The organism is Alienimonas sp. DA493, from assembly GCF_043951915.1.
Taxonomy (GTDB): domain Bacteria; phylum Planctomycetota; class Planctomycetia; order Planctomycetales; family Planctomycetaceae; genus Alienimonas.
On the sequence record NZ_JBINJD010000024.1, the window covers coordinates 38,445 to 47,346 of the forward strand.

The following is an 8,902-nucleotide window of genomic DNA, read 5'->3' on the forward strand; positions in this document are numbered from 1 at the left end:
GGTCGTGCGGGACGTCGTCGGGCGGGGGGCGTCGTAAGGACCCCGCCGCTCGGGCGATCATGCCGTCGCGGCGGGGTCTCTCGACGTGGGAGCGTCTTGCTCCGGGGCGGTCGAATCCTTTCAACCGGCCGCGGGGGGCTTGCCGGCCGGACGTTCCGGCGGCCGCCCCGACCTGCGACGCGGGGGACATTAGCAGGGGGAATCTCCCTAGGGGTTCCTCTCCCCGAAGTTGTGCAAGATCTCCCTCAAGTCCCCATATCTGCCGTCCACACCCGTTCAGGTGGCCCGACCCCGGCCGATTCTGTTGCGTTTTGCAACGCTTTTCGCGGTCGCTCCTCGACCAAACTGTTCAGAACCGAAGCAACGCTTCGTAATCCCCGCTCCCGACGGGCGACCGCTCCCCCACCCCTTTTCTCAGGGGCTTCACCACCCGCAAACGCCGGGGGTCAGGAGCGCCCGGGGGACCGCCAGCCGGACCGTGCCCTCGGTCGGACGGCAGATGATGTGCTGGGCGGTGCAATTCTGGACGACGTCCGGCTCGGTCAGGGCGTAGAAGCACCCGCCGTCGCTCACCTCGCCGCGGGGGACCGCGTCGTAGAGGGCGGCGAGGCGTTCGTGCGAGTGCCCGATCACGTCGCCGTCAGGGTCGGCCGCCTCGCTGCCGCCGCCGGCGTCCAACACGCGGAGGTGGTTCGTCGCCACCAACGGGTCGTCCCCCTCCCCCCAGATCACGCCGCTGCGGCGGGGCGTGCGTTCGACCACGACCCGCTCCGAATTGTCCCGCCCCACGACCGTCACGATCGCCCCGCAGACCAGCCGCTCCCGGCGGATGCGGACCACCGCGTCGGAGAAGTCCTTCGCCACCGTCAGCACCCGGCGGAGGAACAGCAGCACCGGGCAGCCCAACAGGTCCGGGGCCCCGGCGACGCCCACGGCGTTCAGGGCGAGGGCGAACCCGCGGGAGCTCTGCCCCGTCACCACCCCGATGCCCCCCGGCCAGCCGGCGTTCCAGACCGTCAGCGGCGAGCCGCCGGGGCCCTCCGCGTAGCGGGTCTCCACCAGCAGGCTGGCCCGGGCCAGCGGGCCGGCGGGAATCCAGTCCATGTTGCGGGCCAGCACCGGGCCGCTCGGCGTCGCCAGCGCCGCGGTGCTGCACGCGAACCCGCTGAGGGCCAGGTCATAGGTGCAGTTCGCCACCAGCACCTCGGCCCAGGTGGACCCCAGCAGGTGGGCGAGGGCCTCCGCCTCCGCCCGCCAGCGCCCCTTGGTGCGGGCGTTGACGGCCAGCGCCAGCCCGCCGGCGCCGGTGGGCAGGTGCGTCCGCAGATCGGCGAGCAGTTCGCGGCAGCGGTCCAGGCTGTCGGCGGGCAGTTGCCGGAACCGCTCGGCGGGGGGAAGATCGCCGTTCAGCCGCACCGCCGGGGCGTCCGCCCAAGGCAGCAGCCCGCCGCCCCCGGCGGGGGGTCCCGTGGGCTGCGGCGGCTCGGCGGGGCTCGACATGCAGGAAACTTTACACAAATCTCGTGGGCTCTCACGTCCGGCTGGCACGCCGATTGCCGATGAGACTCCGTCCCGACGGCTCCCGACCGCACTCCCTCCCATTTCGACAGAGCCCCGTCCAACGCATCAGTTTGCCCTCCGCGACGAGGGCGACACCGACCGCCTCGGACGGATCCTCGCCGCGGGGCTCCGCGTCGGCTCGGTCGTCGGGTTGAACGGGGACCTGGGCGCCGGCAAAACGCGGCTGGTGCGGGCCGTCGCCCTGGCCGCCGGCGTGGCGCCGGAGGAGATCGGCAGCCCCACGTTCACCCTTGTCCGCGAATACGCGACCGACTTCACCGCCGCGTTCTCCCCGGACGACGCCGCCTCCGCTGCGGGCGAGTCCGCCCCGCCCCGCCCGCCGGTCCTCTTTCACCTCGACGCCTACCGGCTGACGGACGAGGACGACTACCTGAACCTCGGCCCGGAGGAGTTCGTCGAGGCCGGCGCCGTGCTGATCGAATGGGCCGAGCGCGTGGAAGACGTGTTGCCGGCTGACCGGCTCACCCTCACGCTCGCCGCCACCGGCGAGACGAGTCGCGCCGTTACGCTGACCGCCGGCGGCCCCGACGCCCGCCGCCTGCGGGACGCGGTTCTGTCCGAGTTCTCCCCCGCCGCGGCCCGCAATGACCGCTGACGGCCCCGCCCTCTCGGTGCACCGCCCGGAAGAGAGCGGGTCCCGGGCCGCGGAGGCGGCCGAACCGCCGGAGCCGGAAGGCTTTCGGGCGGAGCTGGACCTGTACGTCGGCCCGATCGACCTGCTCCATCACCTCGCCCGCCGCAGCGAGCTGGACCTGCTCGATCTGCCGTTGGCGGAGGTCGTCGGCCAGTTCGAAACCTACAGCCGCACGCTGGGCTTTCTCGACTTGGACGGGACGGGGGACTTCCTCTCCGCCGCGACGCACCTGGTGGAGATGAAGAGCAAACGGGCACTGCCGGTCGCCCCGAAGAAGACGAAGGAGGAGGCTCCCAGCGAGGACCGCACCGCCCTGCTGAGCCGGCTGCTGGAGTACCGCCGCTATAAGGAGGCCGCCGCCGCCCTGGAGCGCCGGGCCTCCGGCGCCGCGGAGCGGCTGCCGCGGATCGTGGAACGCCCCTCCAACGACCGCGGCGGCGCCGACCGCATCCGCGACGTGGAGTTGTGGGACCTGGTCGGGGCGTTGGCCCGCGTGATCGAACCGGCCGAGGAGGTCGGCGCCGGCACCGTGAAGCGGGAGGCGATCCCGGTGGCGAAGTGGGTCGAACTCCTCGGCGAGCGGGTCCGCAAGGAGGGCCGCCTGCGGTTTGAGGACTGCTTCGAGGACCCGAAGGACCGCGACGCCGTCACCGGGGCGTTCCTCGCCGTGCTGGAACTGCTCCGCCACCACCGCTTCCGGGCGGAGCAGAAGGAGAACTTCGGCCCGATCGTGATCCTGCCGCCGGCATAGCATGTAGGGTCCGCTGTGCGGACCGTCCCCTTCGCCTCCGCCCCCTCGTCGCGGTCCGCACAGCGGACCCTACGCCGCTCGCCCGCCGCATTGAGATTATGCCGAAGTTCGAGGTCGTCAGCGAGTTCGCCCCCGGCGGCGACCAGCCCAAAGCGATCGAGGCCCTCACCGCCGGGCTGAAGGCCGGCGAGCGGGATCAGGTGTTGCTCGGCGTGACCGGCTCCGGCAAGACGTTCACGATCGCCAACGTGATCGAGAAGGTCCAGAAGCCCACGCTGGTGCTCTCGCACAACAAAACCCTCGCCGCCCAGCTGTACGGGGAGCTGCGGGAGTTCTTTCCCAACAACGCCGTCAGTTATTTCGTCAGTTATTACGACTACTATCAGCCGGAGGCGTACATCCCCGCGAGGGATATTTACATTGAAAAAGACTCCAGCATCAACGAGGAGATCGACCGTCTGCGGCTCCAGGCGACGAGCCAGCTGGTCAGCCGCCGGGACGTGATCGTGGTGTCGTCGGTTAGTTGTATTTACGGACTCGGCAGCCCGAAAGAATACGTCAACATGATGGTGCCCGTCCGCGTGGGCGAGGAATTAGACCGCGACGAGGCCCTGCTCAAGTTCATCGACATTCAGTACGACCGCAACGACTACGACCTGGCCCGCGGCCGGTTCCGGGTGCGGGGGGACACCATCGAGCTGTGGCCCGCCTACGAGGAATTCGCCTACCGCATCGAGCTGTGGGGCGACGAGGTGGAGGCCCTCTCCGTCATCAACCCCACCAGCGGGGAGACGATCAAAAAGGTCGACGAGGCGTATATCTATCCCGCCAAGCACTTCGTGATGCCGGCGGACAAGATGGAGCGGGCGCTGAAAGAGATCGACGACGAACTCAACGCCCAGCTCGAACGATTCCACAAGGAGGGCAAACTACTGGAGGCCCAGCGGCTCAGCGCCCGCACGCGGTACGACGTGGAGCTAATGAAGGAGGCCGGGTTCTGCCCCGGCATCGAGAACTACAGCCGGGCTCTCGCCGGCCGCAAGCCGGGCCAGCCGCCCGATACGCTGCTGGACTTCTTCCCCAAGGACTTTTTGACGGTCATCGACGAGTCGCACGTCACCGTGCCGCAGGTGCGGGCGATGTTCAACGGCGACCACGCCCGCAAAAAAACGCTGGTGGAGCACGGTTTTCGCCTGCCGATGGCGATGGACAACCGACCGCTCAAATTTGAGGAGTGGGAGCAACGCCGCGGGCAGACGATTTTCGTCTCCGCCACCCCGGACGACTGGGAACTGGACCTCACCGGCGGGGAGATCGTCGAGCAGGTGATCCGCCCCACCGGCCTCGTCGACCCGCAAATCCACGTCGTTCCCGCCCGCGGCCAGGTCCCGCATTTAAGAGAGCAGATCGCCAAGCGGGTCGAACGCGGCGAACGGGTGCTCGTCACCTGTTTGACGAAGCGTCTGAGCGAAGATTTAACGGCCTATCTGCAGGAGGACGGGGTGAAATGCATGTGGCTGCACAGCGAAATGGACGCGATCGAACGCGTCCAGGTGCTCCGCGAACTGCGGGAGGGCAGCCACGACGTGGTCATCGGCGTGAACCTGCTGCGGGAAGGATTGGACCTGCCGGAGGTCTCGCTGGTGGCGATCCTGGACGCCGATAAAGAGGGTTTTCTCCGCAGCGAAACCAGCCTCATCCAGACGATCGGCCGCAGCGCCCGGAACGTCAACGCGGAGGTGTTTCTCTACGCCGACCGCGTCACCGACAGCATGGCCCGGGCGATGGAGGAGACGAACCGCCGCCGGGCGATTCAGATCGCCCATAACAAGAAACACAACATCACCCCCCGCTCCACGACCCGCAAAATCAGCGGCGGGATCGAGGCGGAGGTGGACGCCAACCGCAGCGTCCGCGAGGCGGTGACGACCGAGGAGAAGACCGTCGTCATCACCAAGGAACTGATCGCGGAACTGGAAAAAGAGATGCTGACCGCCGCGGAAAACCTGGAGTTCGAAAAGGCCGCCAGCCTGCGGGACCGGGTGGCGAGCCTCAGCGATCGCATCGGCGAACCGCTGGAGGCGGCGGACCTGAAGCCCGCCGGCGGCCGCGGCAAACGCGGCCGCCGGGGCCGCGGCGGAGGCAAAAAGGGCGGCGACCGCGTCCCCATACCCGCCGGCTCCTCCGGCCGCTAAAGAGTCGTGCGGGAGAGCAGAGCGTAACCAGCCCGATGCGCAAGCGTCGGCCGTCGGCGGACTCATCGAGCCAGCGACGCACGGCTGGAGCTTGCGCTCCGGGCTGGTATTGATCCCTGCCTTCACACCCAGAATTGCAGATACCAGTCCATCGCCGCCCCGATCGGCGGGACGGCTTCGCACAGGAGCATCAACGGCAGATACAACCGGACGAGAAACGGGTGCTTGCCGGAGTAGACGCCGTAATAAATCGGGTAATACAGCGGTCCCGCGGCGAGCACGTACAGCGCCAGCACGATCGCCAGATACGCCGGCAGCCACTTCCAAAAGTGGTTCCAGTCGAATCGATGCTGCGGACGCACGGGGGACGGCTCGGCGGGGGTCGGATCGCAGTCTACCCGCGCAGGCGGCGGAGTTCGTGCGAAATCCGCTCGGCCAACTCCGCCGCCGGGTCCGTCGCCGTCAACCGCCGCACCGGCGGCGGGGCGGCCAGCTCCTCGACCAGCGCCGCCCGCAGCCGGCCCGGCAGGTCCGGCCCCTCCTCCACGACCGCGCCGCCCTGGATCGCCGCGTGCCGGCGGGCGTTGGCGAGTTGATGCCCCGCGGCCCCCGGGTACGGCACGAGGATCGGCCGCACCCCGTACCCGGCGGCCTCCGCCAGCGTCAGCGCCCCGGCCCGCGTGATCGACACGGCCGCCTCCGCCATGCGCACCGCGGCCTGCGGGAAGAAGGGGGCGACCTCCAGCCGCTCCGGCCGCGTCCCCGCCGCCAGATACGCGGCCCGTACCGCGTCGACGTCGCCGCCGCACTGGTGACGAACCCGCAGCGTGCCGGCGTCCGCCAACCCCGCGACGACCGCGGGCACGGCGGCGTCCAACGCCGACGACCCCGCGGACCCGCCCATCACAAACAGCGACCGCGGCTCCACCGACACCTCCCCCGGCAACCCGCGTTTGCGGTTCGGCGTCGTGCGGAAGACACGGGCGGCCAGCGGGGCCAGCGCCCGCGTCGCCCGGCCGTCGACGGCGTTCGGCTCGATCAGAACGGCCGTCGCCCCGCCCGCCCGAGCTCCCAGCACGCCGGGAACGCTCACGTACCCGCCCGTCCCGACCGCCACGCAGGCCCGCCCGGCGGCCAGCCGCCGGGCGGTCGCGAAGCAGCACCCGAAGCCCCCCGCGAACGCCCGCGACCGCACGGTTCCGCCGAGCGGAGCCAGCGGAAATGTCTCGTGGGAGTACGGCTCCGCGCCCATCATGCGCAACTCGACGGGCCGCTCACCGGTGAGGAACCGCAGCTCCGGGGGCCCCGGCGACGCGGCGAGGGCGTCCGCGACGGCGAGCCCCAAAGTGAGGTGCCCGCCGCTGCCGCCGCCGCAGAACAGAACCAGCGGGAGTCGACCGAGAGTCACGGAAAGTCTCTCGACTCTTCAACCGGGAGTCCGCGAGAGTCCGCCGGGCGTCCGAGGGCGAGCGCGAGGCCAATCGCGGCGCAGGTCACTACCAGACTGCTCCCCCCGCGGGAGAGGAACGGGTGCGGGATGCCGGTCGGCGGGAGCAGCCCGCAGACCACGCCGGCGTTCAACAGCGCCTGCCCGACCAGCTGGACGATCAGCGCCCCGGCCGCGGCCCGCCGGACCGGCGGGGCGACGCGGACCGCCCGCAGGCCGAACCACGCCAGCGCCACCCAGAGCAGCAACACCCCGCCGGCGCCGACGAGGCCCAATTCCTCCCCGACGGCGGCGAGGGCGAAGTCGTCGTCGGCCTCCGGCAGAAAGCTCAGTTTCTGCCAGCCCCGGCCCAGTCCGCAGCCCCACACGCCGCCGGAGCCCAGGGCAACGGCCCCCTGCCGGACCTGATACGGGGCGGCGGCCGGGTCGGCGAGGGCTTCGAGGAACGCCGTCACCCGGCCCCACTGGTACGGCCGCAGCCAGAAGGTCGCCGCGGCGGCCGGCAGGGCCGCACAGAGCCCCGCCGCGAACGGCCACGCCGGCCACCCCCGCAGCCAGACGGCCGCCGTCGCCCCCAGCAGCACGGTGACGGCCGTGGACAGATCCGGCTCCGCCGCGATCAGCCCTGCGCACAGCACGGCCGGCCACAGACCGCCCGCCCGCCGGAGGGAGCCGAGTCCGAACCGCCCGGCGATCAGGCGCCGGGGGGGCACGGGGCGAAAGGCGATCGCCAGCGGCACGCACAGCTTCGCCAGCTCCGCCGGTTGCACGCTGACGCCGGCGGCCCGCAGCCAACGCCGGGCCCCGCCGCTTTTCACCCCCACGCCGGGGATCAGCACGGCGACCAACAGCAACACGGTCCCCGCCAGCAGCCACGGGGTGAGAATGCGAATCCACCGCGGCGGCGTGCTGGCGCAGACGACGCCCGCCGCGACGGCGACGGCCATCAGGATGCAGCACTTCGCCAGCACGCGGGCCGGGTCCGGCTCGGCCATGGCGGTCGAGTGGGCGACCGTCAGCCCCACCCCGGCCAGCACGGCCGCGACGCAGAGGAAGGCGCGGCGATCGTCGCCGGCGGGGCTCATGGGGTCCTGATCTAGCGCAGGTTCAGACTGGCGAACGCGGCCGCGGCGCAGACCGCCGAGCCGATCCAGAACCGCACCACGATGCGGCCCTCGGCGTGGCCGCGAAAGACGAAGTGGTTGTGCAGCGGGCTGCAGGCGATCGGTTTGAAGCCCCACAGCCGGTAGCAGCCGACCTGCCCGATAACGGAGACGGCCTCCGCCACGAAGGCGCCGGCGACGAGGATCAGCAACAGTTCCTGCCGCACCGCCGCGGCCCCGAAGGCCAGCAGGCCGCCGAACGACAGGGCGCCGGTGTCCCCCATGAACACCTCCGCCGGGTGCGTATTGAACCAGAGAAAGCCGAGCATCCCGCCGGTCGCGGCGCTCAGCAGCACGGCGAGTTCCCCCCCGCCGCGGACGTGCGGGACGGTGAGGTGCTCCGCCCAGAGGGCGTGCCCGGCGAGATAGCACAGGCCAGTGACCGCGGCCCCGCTGACCACCGCACAGCCGGCGGCGAGCCCGTCGAGGCCGTCGGTCAGGTTCACCGCGTTGGAGCCGGCCGTCGTCACCAGGGCGATCCAGGGGACGAACAGCAGCCCGGTGGGGATTTCGAAGCCGCCCAGCGGCAGCACGATCGCCGTCGTCGCCCCGGCCTCCTGCAACGCGAGTTGCAGGACGACCGCGGCGAGCGCCGCGAGGCCGAACTGCACCGCGAGCTTCTCCTTCGCCCGCAGCCCCCGGCGGGCGGTGCGGAGCTTCACCCAGTCGTCCGCGGCGCCCAGCGCCGCGAAGGAGCCGACGACCAGCAGCCCGGCCTGCACGAAGCGGTTGGAGAGGTCGCCCCAGACCGCCCCGCCCAGCAGGGTCGCGGCGACGGTGAACAGGCCGCCCATCGTCGGGGTGCCGGTTTTATTTGCGTGGAGGGCGTCCAGCGTGCCGCTGGCGCTCTTCACCTCTTCCCGAAACCGGGCCCGCAGCCAGGCGATCGCTTTGGGGCCCAGCAGCAGGGCCAAACAGAAGGCGGTCACCCCGGCGGCGACGGTGCGGCCGGCGAGGAACACCCGGCTGTCCCCGGACACCAGCGCGTCGGCGGAGTCCAACAGCGGGCCGAACGCCTGGAGCAGGAAGACGATCATCGGCCAGGCCGCGGTCGCGTCGGGGGACTGGGGAGAGACGAAACGGGGGCGTGAATGAAAACGCCCCCGCCGGCGTTTCCGCCGGCGGGGGCGC

8 protein-coding genes are annotated in these 8,902 nt (G+C 71.2%); 3 read left to right on the forward strand and 5 right to left on the reverse strand.

The genetic code is table 11. The features are described 5' to 3' along the window. Window positions 1-423: 423 nt before the first annotated feature. Window positions 424-1,500: a C45 family autoproteolytic acyltransferase/hydolase gene (locus tag ACG2DA_RS05855; RefSeq protein WP_395254543.1), complete on the reverse strand. Its 1,077-nt coding sequence runs from the start codon at window positions 1,498-1,500 to the stop codon at window positions 424-426. On the opposite strand from ACG2DA_RS05855, the gene ACG2DA_RS05860 reads away from it, so the two are divergent. The 3 genes from ACG2DA_RS05860 to uvrB all read left to right on the forward strand — a co-directional run bounded on the left by ACG2DA_RS05860 (window position 1,499) and on the right by uvrB (window position 5,161). Next, window positions 1,499-2,176, forward strand: coding sequence for a tRNA (adenosine(37)-N6)-threonylcarbamoyltransferase complex ATPase subunit type 1 TsaE (locus ACG2DA_RS05860; protein WP_395254544.1), 678 nt, complete (start codon window positions 1,499-1,501; stop codon window positions 2,174-2,176). The two genes, ACG2DA_RS05855 and ACG2DA_RS05860, sit on opposite strands and share 2 nt — an antisense overlap. Beyond that, complete coding sequence (locus ACG2DA_RS05865) at window positions 2,166-2,966, forward strand: segregation and condensation protein A (RefSeq protein WP_395254545.1); 801 nt, start codon at window positions 2,166-2,168, stop codon at window positions 2,964-2,966. The genes ACG2DA_RS05860 and ACG2DA_RS05865 overlap by 11 nt, the downstream gene beginning before the upstream one ends. A 98-nt stretch (window positions 2,967-3,064) precedes the next feature. Beyond that, complete coding sequence (gene uvrB, locus ACG2DA_RS05870) at window positions 3,065-5,161, forward strand: excinuclease ABC subunit UvrB (protein WP_395254547.1); 2,097 nt, start codon at window positions 3,065-3,067, stop codon at window positions 5,159-5,161. Window positions 5,162-5,283: 122 nt separating this feature from the next. Here uvrB and ACG2DA_RS05875 read toward each other — a convergent pair whose 3' ends face one another. From ACG2DA_RS05875 to mraY, 4 genes are all read right to left on the reverse strand, one after another. Then, window positions 5,284-5,523: a hypothetical protein gene (locus ACG2DA_RS05875; protein WP_395254548.1), complete on the reverse strand. Its 240-nt coding sequence runs from the start codon at window positions 5,521-5,523 to the stop codon at window positions 5,284-5,286. Window positions 5,524-5,555: 32 nt separating this feature from the next. Then, on the reverse strand, window positions 5,556-6,569 hold the full coding sequence (locus tag ACG2DA_RS05880) for a UDP-N-acetylglucosamine--N-acetylmuramyl-(pentapeptide) pyrophosphoryl-undecaprenol N-acetylglucosamine transferase (RefSeq protein ID WP_395254549.1): 1,014 nt from the start codon (window positions 6,567-6,569) through the stop codon (window positions 5,556-5,558). Beyond that, on the reverse strand, window positions 6,566-7,693 hold the full coding sequence (locus ACG2DA_RS05885; RefSeq protein WP_395254550.1) for an FtsW/RodA/SpoVE family cell cycle protein: 1,128 nt from the start codon (window positions 7,691-7,693) through the stop codon (window positions 6,566-6,568). The genes ACG2DA_RS05880 and ACG2DA_RS05885 overlap by 4 nt, the downstream gene beginning before the upstream one ends. A gap of 11 nt (window positions 7,694-7,704) precedes the next feature. Beyond that, window positions 7,705-8,902 (reverse strand): phospho-N-acetylmuramoyl-pentapeptide-transferase (gene mraY, locus ACG2DA_RS05890; RefSeq protein ID WP_395254551.1); only part of this gene is annotated, 1,198 nt, incomplete at its 5' end.